Raw genomic sequence first — 15,778 nt, 5'->3', positions numbered from 1 at the left:
ATCTGCGAGCCTGGCCCGACCGACCTCCCGGTGACCTGCGGGAGGCTGGTCGGCTGGGCTCCCAGTGACCTACCGGGAGCTCAGGCCCCGCTCACCGGCCGTCGCGGCGATCGAGCGCAGCGGTGAGGCGTCGAGCGTCGCGGCGGAGACGCCGGCCAGCGCCGCTGCCTCCTCGAAGGTGAGCTCGGCGCCCTCGCGCCTGATCTGCGCGTACGCCTCCTCGCCGAGCGCGGCCCGCGCCCGCTCGGCGATGTCCGCGACGCCGGGCTCGTCGGGCCGGCTCATGCCGCGCACGGCCGTGGCGGCCCCCAGCAGCCTGGCGGCCAGCGTCGCGTCGCCGTCACGCGCCAGCGCGAGCCCGGCCAGGAGCTCGAACGCGCCGGCGCTCTCGGGCACCGCGCCGGCCGTGACCGCCACCTCGACCGCCTGCCAGTAGCAGGTCCCGGCCGCCTCCAGGTCGCCCTCCGCCTCCGCGACCCGGCCCATGCCGATCATCAGCCGGGTCCTGCTGCCCGCGCTCTTGAGCCACCGGGGGTCGAACTTCCGCAGCGCCTCCTCGTACAGCTTCCGCGCCCCGGCCAGGTCGCCCTCCTGGAGGGCCACATCGCCGAGGCCGCGCAGCGCCGAGCCCAGGTAGGTCGGCACACCCATACGACGGGCCAGCGCGGCGGCCCGCTCGTAGTCGGCCCTGGCCCCGGCCAGGTCCTCAGCGAGGCGGAAGTCGCCCCGGTTGCAGAACAGGTCGGCCAGGTCCTCGGCCGCGCCGAGCTGCTCGGCCAGCGTCACCGCCTCATCGGTACGGGCCAGCGCGACGGCCCTGTCCCCCCGCATGCCGGCCACCCAGGCGAGGGAGTCGAGCGCGAGCATGCCTCCCCACCGGTCGCCGAGCGCGCGGAAGGCGGTGAGCGCCGCCGTCAGGTCCGCCTCCGCCGGGGCGTACTCCCCGCTCGCCATCCGTGGATAGGCCCAGATCAGCCGGGCCATCGCGCGCTCCCATGGATCGGAACTCGCCATGGACCGCCTGAGCAGGGCGAGCGCCGGGCCGGGGTGGTGCGTGCCCGCGGTGATCATCGGCCACAGGAACGTGATGATCGGATGCCGCCGCGTCCCCGAACCCGCCATGAGCATCGCGTCGGCCGCGGCGGCGTGTCGATCCCACACCTCCCGGCCCGCCTCGTCGCTCGCCGCCGCCGCCAAGAGGCAGAGCACATAGTCGTCGCCGAGGCCCGGATCCGGCGCCGGACCAGCCGCGTCCAGCAGCGCCACGGCCGGGGCCGCGATCGTGGACCGGATCCCGCGCATCCACAGGTAGGCCGACTGCGCGCCCATCAGCCGCATGCCGAGCGGCACGTCTCCCGCCTCAGCGGCCCAGCGCAGCGCCGCCAGCAGGTTGTCGTGCTCGACGGCCAGCGCCGTCAGCCAGTCGAGCTGCTCGGCCCCGCGCAGGTGCGGATCGGCCTCCTCGGCGAGGCCGACGAAGTATGCCGCGTGCGCCCGGCGTACGGAGGCCGCGTCGGCGAGCTGCTCGGCGCAGAAGGCGCGGATCGTCTCCAGCATGCGGTAGCGGCCGGCCGCGACGGTCACCAGTGACTTGTCGGCGAGCGAGTCGAGCAGCTCCTCGGCGTCGGGCAGGCCGCAGACCGCGGCGGCGGCCGTCGCGGTGGCGCCGCCGGAGAACACCGTGAGGCGGGCGGCCATCGCGCGTTCGGGCTCGGTGAGCAGCTCCCAGCTCCACGCGACCACCGCGCGGAGCGTCTGGTGCCGGGCGTCGGCGGTCCGGCTGCCACGGGACAGCAGCCGGAAGCGGTCGGTGCCGGTGAGGCGTTCGGCCAGCTCGGGGGCCTCGTGCGTGCGCATGCGGGCGGCGGCCAGCTCGATCGCCAGCGGCAGGCCGTCCAGCGCGGAGCAGATCCGCTCGACCGTCTCGTCCGCGGTGAAACCCGGGCAGACCGCCGCGGCCCGGTCAGTGAAGAGGCGGACCGCGTCGGCGGGGGCGAGCGGGCGTACCGGCCAGAGGTGCTCGGCCGTTATGCCGAGCGGCTCGCGGCTGGTCGCCAGGACGCGCAGCCGGGGGCAGGCGGCGAGTAACCGTTCGGCCAGGGCGGCGGCGGCCTCGACCAGGTGCTCGCAGTTGTCCAGGACGAGCAGGAGCGGGCGCTCGGCCAGCGCGGCGATCAGCCGGGACAGGGCCGTGGGCTCGGACGGGCCGCCCAGCAGGCCGCCCTCGCGCACGCCCAGCGCGGCGAGCACCGCCTGCGGCAGCCCGTCGCCGTCGGTCAGGGAGGCCAGCTCGGCCAGGCAGGCGTCAGGCTGCCGGCCGGCGAGCTCGACGGCCAGCCGCGTCTTGCCCGCGCCGCCCGGTCCCAGCAGCGTCACCAGCCGGGCCGAGTCGAGCAGCGCGCCGACGGAGGCCAGGTCGTCGGCCCGGCCGACCAGCGTGGTGAGCGGAGTCGGCACGGGTGCCTGCCGGGCGACGGTCGGCTCGGGTGCCTGCGGGGTGACGGTCGGCTCGGGTGCCTGCGGGGTGACGGTCGGCTCGGGTGCCTGCCGGGCGTTGGTCGGCTCGGGCGCTTGTCCGGCGGGGGTGGGCCTGGTTGGGGGCGTCAGGTCGGGTGGCGTCGGGTGGGTGAGTTCGCCGCGGAGCAGGCGCTGGTGCAGGCCGGACAGCTCGGGCGAGGGGTCGGCGCCCAGCTCGTCGGCCAGCAGCCGCCTGGTCTGCTCGTACGCGACCAGTGCCTCGGCCGGTCGGCCGTCCGCGCTGAGCGCCCGCATCAGCTGGCCGCGTAGCCGCTCGCGCAGCGGGTGGCGTTCGATCAGCTCGCCGAGCTCCGGGATCGCCGCCCGCTGCGCGCCGCGCCGCAGGTCGGCCTCGATCCGGTCCTCCTGGGCGGCCAGGTGCCGCTCTTCGAGGGGTACGGCGTGCGTCGCGTCGAGGTCGGAGAGCGCGGGGCCGCGCCACAGGGACAGCGCCTCGCCCAGCAACGCGGCGGCCCGGCCGGGATCGGCGTCGAGCGCCTGCCGCCCCTCCTCGGCCAGCCGCAGGAACCGGTGCGCGTCGACCTGGCCGGGATCGACGGCCAGCCGGTAGCCCGTGGTCGCCCGCTCGACCATGATGCCGTCGCCGCGCAGCCTCGACACCTGGGAGTGCAGGGCGTGCTGGGCGTTCTTGGGCGGCTGCTCGCCGTACAGGACGTCGATGAGCCGGTCGTGGGGGACGACCTCGCCGGGCCGGATGAGCAGCAGGGCCAGCAGGGCTCGCCGGGACCGGCCGCCGAGCGGCACCTCGGCGCCGTCCGCGCGCCAGGCACGGGTGCTGCCGAGAATGCCGAAGCGCATGGACGTTACTTTAGAGGGCGTGAGCAAGATTCCCAGCCCGCCCGAGCCGCTGTCCGCACCGGTGTTCGACAGTCACTGCCACCTCGACATCATGGTCGGCAACCGGCAGGCGTCCACGGGCGATCCCGTGGCACAGGCGGCGCAGGCGGCTTCGGCGAGCGTCCGGAGCATCCTCGACGACTCGCGTGCCGTCGGCGTGACCCGGCTCGTCACGATCGGCTACGACCTGCCGTCCTCCCGGTGGAACGCCGAGGCGGCGGCGGAGCACGAGGGGATCTACGCCGGCGTCGCCATCCATCCCAACGAGGCGCACGCGGCCACTCCCGAGACGCTGGCCGAGATCGAGGCGCTGGCCGGGCGCGACGAGGTACGGGCGGTGGGGGAGACCGGGCTCGACTACTACCGCGACTGGGCGGCCAAAGAGGACCAGCACGCGAGCTTCCGTGCGCACATCGAGATCGCCAAGCGCACCGGCAAGGCGCTGGTCATCCACGACCGTGAGGCGCACGACGACGTGCTGAAGGTGCTGGCCGAGGTGGGCGCGCCCCCGGTGGTGGTGTTCCACAGCTTCTCGGGCGACCCCGAAATGGCGAAAAAGTGCACCGAAGCCGGATATTTCATGTCTTTTTCCGGGCCGGTCACCTACAAGAACGCCTCCTACCTGCGCGAGGCGGCTCGGGTGGCGCCGACGGAGCTCATGCTGGTCGAGACCGACGCGCCCTACCTGCCGCCGGTGCCCTACCGGGGCAAGCCCAACGCGCCCTACCTCATCCCCCTCACTCTGCGCTGTCTCGCGGAGGTCAAGGGCGTCCATCCGGATGAGCTGTGCGAGGCCATCAGCGTCAATGGAGTCACGGTCTTCGGAGAGTGGTGACCATCTTTCCGTGAACCGGTAGAGGCGGCGGCGCGGGCGCCACTAGCGTCGTGCCGCCCGAAGCCACTACCGGAGGTCAGTCCGTGCGCGGAAAGAGGCGCGCCCCGCGCCCTCGTATTGCCTGGCGATCACCGTGGACACCGGTGATCTGCCTGCTCGCGGTCGTGGCCGTGGGCGGCATCGGGACCGTCGCGACGCTGGTCAAGAGCGTGGTGCTGGTCGTCGACGGCAAGCCGATGGCGGTGCGCAGCTTCGCCGGCTCGGTGCGGGAGCTCCTCGGTGAGGTCGGGGTGTCGGTGGGGTACGGCGACTCCGTACGCCCGGCCGGGCAGGCGGAGCTCGCCGACGGGACGCGGATCGTGGTACGCCACGCCCGCCCGATCACGCTGACCCTCGACGGGCGCACCAGCCGCCGCCTGGTGACCGCCACGAACGTGGGCGATGCGCTGGCCGAGCTCGACATCAGCCCGGCGGGCGGCCGGCTGTCGGCCCCGCCGACCAAGCACGTGCCGCTGTCCGGGATGGCGCTCTCGGTGTACACGCGGCGTGAGGTGTACATCGAGACGGGCGGCCTGCGGATGGCGACCACGACCACCGGCCGGACCATCCGCGAGGTGCTCAGGCAACGCCGCGTCCCGCTGCGACCCGGCTACCGGGTGCGCCCGCCGCTCGACAGCTTCCCGGCGCAGGGGACCGTCATCAGGGTCAGCCCGCCCGCGCCGCCGCACACCGTGGCCGTGTCGGCCGCCGTGGCGGCCCTCGACTGGGCGGCGCTGGCCCAGTGCATGTCGAATGGCGACCCGCTGGCGGTGAACCCCGCCGGGCCCTATTACGGGATGTACGGGTTCAGCCTGGCCATGTGGACGGCCGTCGGCGGCACCGGGCTACCGCACACCTGGCCGCCGGAGGAGCAGACCTATCGGGCACAGCTGCTCTACCAGCTGGTCGGCGGGCGGTGGCAGGGGCAGTGGCGGGAGTGCGGGGCCCGGCTGTTCGACTGACCACTTTGTGTGGGCTGCCGGGTGGGTCAACCGGCGATCGATGTGCCGAAGTCGGCTCCCTTGGGTGGTTGGAGCGGCCGCAGTTCGTCGGAGTTGCGGGCCAGCACCAGGACCTTGCCGGTGGGGACGGCGTCGGGCTGGCCGATGTAGAGCTTGTTGCCGCTGTAGGCCAGCGACCAGCCGAACAGGCTGTCCGCCGTCGGGAGCCTCTTGTCCTCGGCCTCGTTCTTGAACGACAGCACCCGTACGGCTCCCTCATAGGGCGAGCCGACGGCCACCCTGCCCTCGGCCGAGGCGGCCAGCGAGAAGCCGAACCCGGTGCCCTGCCCCACCCGCCTCGTCGGGCGCATGGCCTGGTCGTAGAGCTGGACGTAGCCGTGGCCCGGCGCGGTCACCGCGAACCCGGCCCCCTCGGCGTACGCCACCGCATAGCCGTACCTGTCTCCGGCCTCCTTGGTGGGCGAGTCGACCTTGACCCCCGAGAGCCTCGGCGCCAGCGCGTTGTCGATGCGGACCGCGGCCCCCGAGTCGGACTTGCCCTGGTCGACCTGGCGGCCGGCGCCGTCGTCGTTCTCGTACGGGACGCCGACGAGCAGGCTGTTGCCCGGCCCGACCGCCACCGACCAGCCGAACTGGTCGCCCACCTCGCCGTTGCCCGGCACCTCCACCGAGTCCTGATTTATCCGGATCAGCCGCCCCATGCCCTGACGTACGTAGACAGAGCCCGCGTCGGCGACCTGGGCCTGGTCCTCGTACGGCGCGCCGATCGCCACCAGGTCGCCCCGGGCGGCCAAGGACCAGCCGAAGTGGGCGCCGCGCTGCGGCTCGGGAGCCGTCAGGCGTTCCGGTCCCTTGCTGTTCCCGCCGTACACGACATAGACCGCACCCGCGTCCCTGACACCGTCCACATCCGTGTAGGGGGCGCCCACCACCAGGTCGGCGCAGGCGTTGCCGGGGTCGATCTTGGCCAGCGTCACCGACCAGCCGAGGGCGTCGCCCTCGACGCGGGGCACCGGCACGGGGATCACCTTGTCCCCGGAGAGGATGTACACCGCGCCCTTGCCGTCGTCGGCGAACGGATCGCCGACCGCCACGTCGTCCAGGCCGTCGCCGTCGAAGTCGCTCGTACCCGAGCACGCGGCCTTCTCGGCGGCTGTCACCGCGGTGCTCATGCCGCCTATGAGAAGGGCCAGCGCCAGGAGCGCCGCACCGATCGTCTTCACAACCGGACCTCGATCTGGTTACCGTTCTTGAGCCTGGTCGCGATGAGTTGTACCGGTTTGCGGTACAGCGGCAGGTCGAACACGAACGCGCTGTCGATGCGGTCACCCGCGGTGATCGCCGCCGGGAACGCGGCCTCCACCGGGTCGTGGCGCCCGCCCTTGTCGTCGAGCAGCGAGACGATCGGGTCGCCGATCTCCTGGCGCTCGCCTCCGGGGTTCAGCATCGTCCAGCGGACCACGCACAGCTGGCCCAGAGTCTGCGTCTTGCCCTCGTACTCCTTCAGACCGCACTGCGGGGCCGCGGCGATGATGAGCTGCGGGTCGTCGAAGGACTTGCCGAGGGCGAACCGGTGACCGAGGTCGTTGGGCCGCGCCGAGGCGGACGCCGTCTGGGTCTGCGACTGGACGGGCGGCGTGATGGTGCGGCTGGAGGTCATGATGAGGATGCCGAAGGTGACGGCGATGGCCGCCACAGCCGCGGCGGCCGCGATGAGCCAGCGGGTGCTCAGGGACCGTCCGGGCGCGGGGGACTGGGTGTCGTCCGTGGACAGCACCTCTGCCTGGAGTCCCGGGTTCGTCTGGCGAGCTTGTACGTTCGGCTCGTCCTGACGGACCTGGACCTGGGCTCCGGCTTGAGCCTGATCCGGCTGGTCCGCCTGGCGGGCCTGCTCGGCTAAGCGGGCCTGCTCGGCTAAGCGGGCCTGCTCGGCTAAGCGGGCCTGCTCCTTTTTGGCGCTCGGCTTCTTGAGCGTCGCTTTCTTGGCGGTCGGCTGCTGGGGGGTGGGCACCTCCCAGCGCGCCAGCTCCTCACGAGCCGCCTGCTCCTCCCGGCGAGCCAGCTCCTGCAGATCAGGCTGCTCCTGACCCGGCGACGACTGTTCCCGGAACGCCTGCTGCGGCTGAGGCGCCTGCTGCCTCTGTGCCCCCGGCTGCGACCCGGACTGGGACCCCGGTCGAGATCCTGGCTGGGACGGGTCGGTCGCCACGGCCGGTCCCTTGGCCGTCGCGTCGCTGGGCGGCGGTGTGGCGAACGTGGCCGTGATGTCGGGCTCGTTCACCACGTTCTGCGGCGGCTCCCAGTCGTCGAGCAGTCCGGGAGCCACCAGCGTCGGCGGATCGGCCGCCGCCGCCGACGCCGCCGCGGGTGCGGGCGCAGTGCCACCGACCAGGGCGATCAGCAGGTCCTGGGCCGTGGGCCGCTGAGCCGGATCCATATCGGTAGCCCGCCGGACCAGCTCATCGAGCGGCGCGGGCAAAGCGCCCAGGTCCGGCGGAGTGTTCAGTACGCGCGTCGCGAGCGTGATGGGGTCGCCGCGCCCGAACGGGTGGCGCCCATTACCGGCGTACGCGATCAGGCAGCCCCAGGCGAAGATGTCGACGGCGGGCGTGACCGCTTCCCCCCGCACCTGCTCGGGCGCCCACCAGCCGGGACTGCCCAGCAGCTCGCCGGACATGGTGAACCCGGTCTCCCTGTCGAGCGCCCTGGCGATGCCGAAGTCGATCACTCGGGGGCCGGACAGCGACAATATGACATTGGCCGGCTTGAGATCCCTGTGCACCAGCCCGGCGACGTGAATCGCCGCCAGCGCCGCCGCGACTCCCAGCGCGACGCCGTGCAGCGGCCCCGGGTCGAGTGCGCCGTACTTGGCGATCTGGTCCGACAACGGGGTGCCGCCGATGTACTCGGTCACCATGTACGGGCGGCTGTCGCCGGTGTTGCCGTTGTCGAGCACCTGAGCCGTACAGAACGATGCCACCCGCCGCGCGTTCTCCACCTCGGCATGAAAGCGGTCCGCGAACCCTTGCTGGTTGGCGAACTCCGCCTTCACCACCTTGACCGCGACAAACCGCCCCGTCGGTGCCCTGGCCAGGAACACCGTACCCATGCCGCCCTCGCCGAGTCGGCCGAGCAGCCGGTACGGGCCGATTTCCCGCAGATCCGTCGGGCGGAGCGGCGCGGCGCCCGTTGGCTCCATCAAGGACGTCCCTTCTTGTTCCACGCCCATCCTCCCCTGTGGTGCCCCCATCCGCCATCGCAGGTTCTTCGATGCGGGAGACTGGTTGGATGATGAGCCTGTTGGGCCCTGCAGAAATACGTATTTTGGCGGATAAGCTAAATCTTCGTCCGACGAAAAAGCTAGGCCAAAACTTCGTGATCGACGCGGGAACCGTGCGGCGCATCGTCCGAGTGGCCGCACTGGCCCCGGACGACGTGATCATAGAGGTGGGCCCCGGCCTCGGCTCACTCACCCTCGCGCTGCTCCCCGAGGCCCAGCACGTGGTGGCCGTCGAGATCGACCCCGTACTCGCGGGCCAGCTCCCGTTGACCGTCGCGGGCCGTGGCCTCGGCGACAGGCTCACGGTCGTGGAGGCCGACGCCATGCGCATCACCTCCGCCGACCTGCTGGGCCACACGCCCACCGCCCTGGTCGCGAACCTCCCGTACAACGTCGCGGTGCCGGTCGTCCTGCACCTGCTCCAAGTGCTGCCGTCACTGCGCAAGGGCCTCGTGATGGTCCAATCGGAAGTGGCCGACCGCCTCGCGGCCGGCCCCGGGTCGAAGGTGTACGGAGTGCCGTCGGTGAAGGCCGCCTGGTACGCGGACGTACGGCGGGCAGGCCCGGTGGGGCGGACCGTGTTCTGGCCCGCACCAAACGTTGATTCCGGCCTCGTCTCCATGGCCCGCCGGGACCCGCCCGAGACCTCCGCCTCGCGCGAGGAGGTGTTCGCGGTGATCGACGCCGCGTTCGCGCAGCGACGCAAGACGTTGCGCGCCGCGCTGGCATCCTGGGCCGGCAGCCCCGCCCAGGCCGAAACCGCCTTGCGGGCGGCCGGGGTGGACCCGTCCGCGCGTGGGGAGCAGCTCGACGTGACAGCCTTCGCCCGAATCGCCGAGGCCAAGCCCTCGTAGATCGAGCGGGTATGGCTCGCAAGCCTTATGCGATCAGCGGGCCTGAGGAGGTCCGGGCCTGAGGCGATCCACGCCCGAGAGGATCCACGCCCGAGAGGATCCACGCCCGAGAGGATCCACGCCCGAGTGGGTCCGCGCCTGAGGCGATCCGCATGCTTAGCGAATCGGGCTTCGGGGCCTGGAAGCCACAAAAGCCATTCCCGGCAACCCCGGTTATCCACAGAGGGTCGCCTCCGCAGCTCCGGATATCCACAGAACCCCGCTCGGCTCCCCGTCTCCCCGCCCGACCGCAAGATCCTGGGGCCTCCGTTCCGCACATCGCAGGAGGCCCACATGACCCCCCGCTCCGCCCTGACCCCCCGCTCCGCCCTGGGCACCCGCTTCAGCCTGGCCACTCGCTCCGCCGTCACCCCTCGCCCAGCCCTGAGCCCTCGCCAGGGTCTGAGCATCCGCTCCAGCCCGGCCACCAGGCCCACCCTGAACCCTCGCCCCGCCCTCACCGTCCGCCCTACTCTTACCGGGCTTGCGGTCGGAGGTGGCACCCTCGCAGCCCTCCTCGCATTCCCCAACACGGTTGCGGCCGCGAGCGCCAGCACGACCTCACTCAAGCCGCCGACCACTCAGTGCTTCCACCTGATCGCCCTACCCACCAAACCCGTGAACGGCGGACGCGAGACAAGTCCCGTGAGCGACGGACGCGATACGAGCCCCGTGTACGGCGGACGCGATACGAGCCCCATGTACGGTGGGCGCGATACGAGGCTCTTCCAGGACGCCCCGCCCGAGACACTCGTGGCCCTGCCTCCTGAGGGCGCCGACCTTCCCGGTGGCGCGGACCAGCAGCCCATCTACGTCCTCATCCCCCTGCCCCCAGAAGCCTGTCCCCTCCCCAATCCCCCGACCAACACCCCCCGAGACTCCGGAGGCCCCCGAGACTCCGGAGGCCCCCGAGACTCTGGAGACCTCCTAGTCTCCGGAGACCCCGGAGACTCCCGAGGCCCAGGAGACCTCAGAGACTCCCGTGACCCCGGAGACCTCAGAGACTCCCGAGACACTCGGCCCAAGCCAAGGCCCATCAAGCCTCGGGCAAAGGGTGACATCGCGGCGGAAGCCGCCATCGACCAGTTGGGCGCCCGGTTCTCGTGGGGCGGCGGCACACCGTCAGGCCCCACCACAGGCGTAGGTAGGGGAGCCCGCACCAAGGGCTTCGACTGCAGCGGCCTGACCCTCTACGCCTGGTCCAAAGCTGGCATAAGGCTCGGCCACTACACAGGCACCCAGTTCCGCCAGGGCCGCAGAGTCACACTCGGCGAGCTGCGCAAGGGCGACCTGGTCTTCTTCGGCGGCGGCACCGGCGACCCCACCCATGTCGGCCTCAACCTCGGCGGCGGCGTAATGATCCATGCCCCCAAAACCGGCGACGTGGTCAGAAGAACCCCGTTCCTAACCTCCACCTACTATCGCCCCCTCTACCGAGGCGCCGTACGCCCAGGCTGACCCCGAGAGCCGAGAGCCGAGAGCCGAGAGCCGAGAGCCGAGGGCTGACAGCACCCCGAGCCACCTAGGCCCTCACCACCGCACGAGGGACCACCGCACGAGGACCAGCCCTCATTCCCGGGCCGCATCCATCCCCCCATTCACCGGGTGCGGCCCGGCTCCTCAGCGCGAGCGCAGACTTTGACCAACTTCTCGACCAGAGGCGCGAGCAGCTCCTGATCCTCGGGCCTGCCCGGCTCATACTCGACGATCCCCAGCCCCACCACGCCGAACCGCTCCGCCACCGCGCTGACCAGTCCAAGCAACCCATCAGGTCGCATCCCACCCGGGGCCGGCGTCCCCACGCTCGCGAACACCTCCGGATCCAACACATCAAGATCGATATGTAGGTAGACGACCTTCTCCTCGAATCCGCGCTCCTTCGGAAAACCACCCCGCCCCCGATCGAAACCATCCGGAAAACCACCCCGATCGAAACCAGCTGAAGCGATGGCATCGACCAGCGTCGCGGAGTCCGGCATACCCAGGTGGCACACCCCACTCGCCTCAACGAACGCACCCTCGGCCGGATCGAGATCCCGCACCCCGGCGAGCACGATCTGCCACGGACGGACCAGCTCCTCGGGCACCAGCCCCGCCGGTCCTTCGCCGGTGAGGGCTCGCAGCACCATCCCGTGAAACGCCCCAGACGGTGAGTCGGCCGGCGTATTGAGATCCCCATGAGCATCGAACCAGACGACCACCAGCCGATCCCCGTACTTTCGCCGAGCCGCCGCCACCGGCTCCAACTCGACTCCGCAATCACCTCCAGCAGTGACCATGAGCCCCTCGCCCACCTGCGACATCACCGCCCGCACCCGAGAAGCCGTGATGAGCAGATCATCATCGACCTGAACACGCAGCCGTCGCCTCGCAGGCACCATCCCGGCCACCAACCGGGCCCCCTCCCGAAGCCGATCCGCCGTGGCAGATCCTGACCCCCGCCATTGCGGCACCTCGACAACCGTCACTTCCGACAAAACGCCCTCTTTCTCTCAAAGAGCTGTATTTTCCCCCTGACATAGCGCACTGTCCAAGTCGAGCCACTAGCCTGATCGCCGTGCTTTCAGAAGGTGGGGCCGAGGCGATCGCGTCATGCGGGAAAAGCTCCACCACGACGAGTTGCTCGACCACGCCACCATCTCGACCACGCCACCATGGAGTTTGGGACCGACTGACGATGAGCGCGGAAGAGGATTTCAAGCAGGTCGGCGCCGAGCTGGCCGACCTGGGTGTACAGATCTCCAGGATGATGGGGAGTCCCGCGCTCAAAGATCAGGCGGGGAAAGTGTTCGCGAGCCTGCAGCGCGACGGCGCGATGGTGTTCCGGCTGGTCAGGGACACTCCCGAACACACAGCCGCGCTCCAGCTGGCCGGGGCGTCCCTGTTCGACCCCTCGGGGCAGGGCAGGGTGATAAAGGACTGGGTGGTCGTGCCCCACTCCTCGGCCGAGAAATGGACGGATCTGGCCGAGGCCGCCCTCAGCCGCCCACGCTGATCAGTAGGCCACGTCGACGGTGTGGCGGTGGGTGCCTGAGTCAGGCAGGACGCGGAGCACTGGCTAGCGCAGCCACCGCATAGCTGCGTCGGCGCAGTCCTCGGGGCTGCTGTTGAAGGCGATGGCTGCGTCGGGCGCGTGCTGGCGGACCAGGTTGACCGCCTTCTCGAAGAATTCGAGTAATGGCTCGTGCTTGCGGATGCCGCCCCCGATCACCACGCAGCCGTAGTCTTTGCGGGTCAGCGCCTCCACGATCGCTCCTTCGGGGTTTTCGTCAAGCGCCAACAGGCACCAGTCGGCCTCGATATCGAGATCATCGAAACGGGCCTGACCGCGTGCCATCGCTGCCTGGACCGGCTCCGGGTCCCAGCCCTGGATCTTGGCGGGGTCGAGACCGACCACCAGAACTCGTGCCATTGCCACGCGTCCTCCTTCTCAAAGAGCGTTTCCGCCAGCGCCATGGTTGAAGGCGGCGTCTGAGCGCACCGACAATGTCGATCTTCTCCAGAGGGCGCCACGTTATCCCGATCTTGCCACGCGCGCTTCTCGATGTGCTCTCGTCAGAGTGGCAGGACGTCGCCGCGTCAGTGCGGCGTCCACGAACGTTCGCGGGGTATCCGTTCTTCCTCTCCCCTGTAGGGGGCGTCATTCCATAGAAACCCCTGCCACCACGGACCGTTACCGACATCGCGAGAGTCGTGTGACGAAACGCCCGGCGAACCCTCGTGGTCACCGGTCGAGGACAAGAACCGGGCCGTTCGCGTCGTTTCTTAGGCCGTCGTCAGACCGGCTTGCTTGGCGGCGGCGGCCACGGCCTCAAAGCCGTACTGGAGCATCTCCGCCTCGTAGGCGTGTACGGCCTCGACGAGCGACAGTCCGCGGTCGCGGGCATCGGTGAGTCGGCGGGTGAGCAGGGCGGCGTCGCGCAGGGCCACCGCAGCGCCGATCCCGGCCGGCACCATGCAGTGGATGGCGTCCCCGACCAGCGTCACCGGGCCGCTCGTCCACGGCTTCACCGGCTCCGACGTCCGCATGGACGCGGTGCGGATCGTGGCTGGGTCCGCCCGCCGGATGATTTCCCCGAGGTCGGGGTGCCAGTCGGCGACGCGTTCGCGGGCAGCGTCGCGCAAGCCGGCGCCGTCCAGCGCCGACACGTCGTCGGGTACGCCGAGCACCCACATCACGTAGTCGCGGGTGTCGGTGAACTCCAGGCCGGACCGGACTTCAGCCGCGGCCTCGCGTGGGTCACGCCGAAACCGGTGCCCGGCCAGCGGCATGAACCGGCCGCCGGAGCCGACGACGGTGGAAAACCCGTCCAGGGACTCGGCAGGGGTGATCGCCGCCACCTCGCCGGTCAACGGGGTCTTGCCGAAGATCAGCCGTATGCCGAGGTCCACGACCCGGGCGTGCGGGAGCAGCTGGCGCCGGACCCGCGACATGGACCCGTCAGCGGCGACCAGCAGGTCAGCCTCCTGTACGGCGCCGTCGGCGAAGCGTGCCCTGACCCGGTCGCCGGGAAGGACCTCAAACCCGGTGAACTCGCTCCCGAACCGGGTCACCTTCTCCAGCTCGGCTAGCAGGATCGTGCGCAAGGTGAGCCGGTCGACGCTGATGTCGCTGTCGGGAGTGAGCTCGGCCGCCGGGTCGTTGACCACGAACCTGTTGATGACGGTGAGATCGCTGGCGAAGATAGTCACGCCCGACCCGGGCGTTCCCGCCGTGGCCAGCACCAGGCGGTGAAGGTGCTCGGGCAGGCAGTCGTGAAGGGCGCGGTTGCCCTCCGATGCGATGCGGATGCGATAGCCCTGCCCTGTGGCAGGCTCCGGGTCGCGCTCATGCAACGTCACCTGGAACCCCGCCCGTTGCAACCCGTGGGCCAGGCATGGCCCCGCGAGACCGCCTCCAATGATCGCGACATGCATTGACGCCTCCTGAGAACCCGTCTCCCTGATCGAGATATTACTTGTCTTCACCATCGCGTCAAGATATATCGCGTAATCCGACATCCATCCTGATAGCTCTTGATCGCCTGCATTGAAGGCGAAAAGTCCGCATTGGGCAGGGATTGGCGTCCACTGATCTACTCGAACGCCATCGCGTATGCCTGGCGACAGAATGCGCCACCGCCCCTCGGGTACGCGTGTTGGATCGGTCCCGTACAGGCGTCACCACTTCTGCTTGAGAATCACGTGAGCAGGAAGCGAGCCACTATAGGCTCGTGAGTCCTCTGACAAGCTCGAGAACAGTCCGCAACCCCGCCAGCCGACGAAAGTGACAGAAGATCGATGAGTTCGGTTACCGTACGGGTGCCCGCGAAGGTCAACGTGCAGCTATCCGTCGGACCGCTTCGGGAAGACGGCTATCACGACCTGGTCAACGTCTTCCACGCCGTATCGATCTTCGACGAAGTGGTCGCCAACGAGTCCGAGTCGATCACCGTCACGGTGGGGGGCAACTGGGCGGACCGGGTCCCGATCGATAACGAGAACCTGGCGATTCAGGCCGCGAGAGCCCTGGCCAAGCACGCGGGCCGCACCTATGGCGCGGCTCTGGTGATCCACAAGGCCATTCCCGTGGCCGGTGGCATGGCCGGTGGGAGCGCGGACGCGGCGGGGGCTCTGGTGGCGTGCAACGAGTTGTGGGGGCTTGGCCTGCCGTTCGACGACCTCATGGAGATCGCCGGCGACCTGGGTAGTGACGTGCCCTTCTCGATGCTCGGGGGCACGGCGGTGGGGATCGGGCGGGGTGAGCAGCTCAGCGAGCTGCCGACGGGCGGCCGGTTTCACTGGGTGTTCGCGGTGGCGGAGGGCGGACTGTCGACGGCCGCCGTCTATGCCGAGTGCGACCGGCTCCGTGCCGCGACCGGTGCGGAGATCCCCTGGCCGCAGCTGAGCGACCCGCTGCTGGAGGCACTCCGCGCCGGGGATGCCCGCAAGCTGGGCGCGTACCTCACCAACGACCTCCAGCCCGCCGCCCTGACACTCCGCCCTCAGCTGGCCGGCACCCTCGAAGCCGGTCGCCAGTACGGCGCGCTCGGCGCGATCGTCTCCGGCTCCGGTCCGACCTGCGCCTTCCTCGCGACCGACGCCGCCCACGCCGACCGCCTGGCCGCCGACCTCACCACGTCCGGCATCACCCGCACCGCCATCCCCGCACACGGCCCGGTCTCAGGCGCGATGGTGGTCTGACGCCATCGGCTGGTCGGCCGGTTCGTTGATCGGCTTGATCTCGATGGCCAGGACGCCCCTCCAGCCCCAAAGTGCGGCGGATGTAGGTCCACCGCTGGTCACGGGCTTGGTGGGATTGACCTTCTCAGAGCGAGAGCCGCTGCCTGTGCCGTGCGCCAGGGCGGTCGGATGGACCGCCGCCCTGGGCCTCGTTGTCGTTAGCCTGCTTCCG

General features: G+C 70.7%; 12 protein-coding genes. 6 read left to right on the top strand and 6 right to left on the bottom strand.

Features of this window, described 5'->3' with window-relative positions; translation table 11 throughout:
* Positions 1 to 69: 69 nt before the first annotated feature.
* Positions 70 to 3,336: a BTAD domain-containing putative transcriptional regulator gene (locus AB0H88_RS39735; protein WP_357653733.1), complete on the bottom strand. Its 3,267-nt coding sequence runs from the start codon at positions 3,334 to 3,336 to the stop codon at positions 70 to 72.
* Between the two features lie 19 nt (positions 3,337 to 3,355).
* On the opposite strand from AB0H88_RS39735, the gene AB0H88_RS39730 reads away from it, so the two are divergent.
* Positions 3,356 to 4,210: a TatD family hydrolase gene (locus AB0H88_RS39730; RefSeq protein ID WP_357653732.1), complete on the top strand. Its 855-nt coding sequence runs from the start codon at positions 3,356 to 3,358 to the stop codon at positions 4,208 to 4,210.
* 143 nt (positions 4,211 to 4,353) lie between these two features.
* Positions 4,354 to 5,211: a ubiquitin-like domain-containing protein gene (locus tag AB0H88_RS39725; RefSeq protein WP_357653731.1), complete on the top strand. Its 858-nt coding sequence runs from the start codon at positions 4,354 to 4,356 to the stop codon at positions 5,209 to 5,211.
* Between the two features lie 26 nt (positions 5,212 to 5,237).
* Here AB0H88_RS39725 and AB0H88_RS39720 read toward each other — a convergent pair whose 3' ends face one another.
* The gene (locus AB0H88_RS39720; RefSeq protein ID WP_357653730.1) at positions 5,238 to 6,434 is read right to left on the bottom strand and encodes a hypothetical protein; all 1,197 of its coding nucleotides are present in this window, start codon (positions 6,432 to 6,434) and stop codon (positions 5,238 to 5,240) included.
* Positions 6,431 to 8,410, bottom strand: coding sequence for a protein kinase (locus AB0H88_RS39715; protein WP_357653835.1), 1,980 nt, complete (start codon positions 8,408 to 8,410; stop codon positions 6,431 to 6,433). The genes AB0H88_RS39720 and AB0H88_RS39715 overlap by 4 nt, the downstream gene beginning before the upstream one ends.
* Positions 8,411 to 8,481: 71 nt before the next feature.
* On the opposite strand from AB0H88_RS39715, the gene rsmA reads away from it, so the two are divergent.
* Both rsmA and AB0H88_RS39705 read left to right on the top strand, forming a co-directional pair.
* The gene (gene rsmA, locus AB0H88_RS39710; protein WP_357653729.1) at positions 8,482 to 9,345 is read left to right on the top strand and encodes a 16S rRNA (adenine(1518)-N(6)/adenine(1519)-N(6))-dimethyltransferase RsmA; all 864 of its coding nucleotides are present in this window, start codon (positions 8,482 to 8,484) and stop codon (positions 9,343 to 9,345) included.
* A 1,125-nt stretch (positions 9,346 to 10,470) separates the two neighbouring features.
* The gene (locus AB0H88_RS39705; protein ID WP_357653728.1) at positions 10,471 to 10,842 is read left to right on the top strand and encodes an NlpC/P60 family protein; all 372 of its coding nucleotides are present in this window, start codon (positions 10,471 to 10,473) and stop codon (positions 10,840 to 10,842) included.
* 140 nt (positions 10,843 to 10,982) lie between these two features.
* On the opposite strand, the gene AB0H88_RS39700 is transcribed toward AB0H88_RS39705, so the two are convergent.
* The gene (locus tag AB0H88_RS39700) at positions 10,983 to 11,852 is read right to left on the bottom strand and encodes an arginase family protein (RefSeq protein ID WP_357653834.1); all 870 of its coding nucleotides are present in this window, start codon (positions 11,850 to 11,852) and stop codon (positions 10,983 to 10,985) included.
* Between the two features lie 209 nt (positions 11,853 to 12,061).
* On the opposite strand from AB0H88_RS39700, the gene AB0H88_RS39695 reads away from it, so the two are divergent.
* Positions 12,062 to 12,379: a hypothetical protein gene (locus tag AB0H88_RS39695; protein ID WP_357653727.1), complete on the top strand. Its 318-nt coding sequence runs from the start codon at positions 12,062 to 12,064 to the stop codon at positions 12,377 to 12,379.
* A gap of 63 nt (positions 12,380 to 12,442) precedes the next feature.
* Here the strand turns inward: AB0H88_RS39695 and AB0H88_RS39690 are convergent, their stop codons facing one another.
* On the bottom strand, positions 12,443 to 12,796 hold the full coding sequence (locus AB0H88_RS39690; RefSeq protein WP_357653726.1) for a hypothetical protein: 354 nt from the start codon (positions 12,794 to 12,796) through the stop codon (positions 12,443 to 12,445).
* Positions 12,797 to 13,149: 353 nt separating this feature from the next.
* Positions 13,150 to 14,301: an NAD(P)/FAD-dependent oxidoreductase gene (locus AB0H88_RS39685; RefSeq protein ID WP_357653725.1), complete on the bottom strand. Its 1,152-nt coding sequence runs from the start codon at positions 14,299 to 14,301 to the stop codon at positions 13,150 to 13,152.
* Positions 14,302 to 14,664: 363 nt separating this feature from the next.
* Here AB0H88_RS39685 and AB0H88_RS39680 point away from each other — a divergent pair, with 363 nt between their 5' ends.
* Positions 14,665 to 15,567 carry a 4-(cytidine 5'-diphospho)-2-C-methyl-D-erythritol kinase gene (locus AB0H88_RS39680; protein WP_357653724.1) on the top strand — a complete coding sequence of 301 codons (903 nt, stop codon included), beginning with the start codon at positions 14,665 to 14,667 and terminating at the stop codon, positions 15,565 to 15,567.
* Positions 15,568 to 15,778 lie beyond the last annotated feature (211 nt).

Source organism: Nonomuraea sp. NPDC050680 (assembly GCF_040654555.1).
Classification (GTDB): domain Bacteria; phylum Actinomycetota; class Actinomycetes; order Streptosporangiales; family Streptosporangiaceae; genus Nonomuraea.
This window is presented reverse-complemented; position numbering and strand designations above follow the sequence as displayed.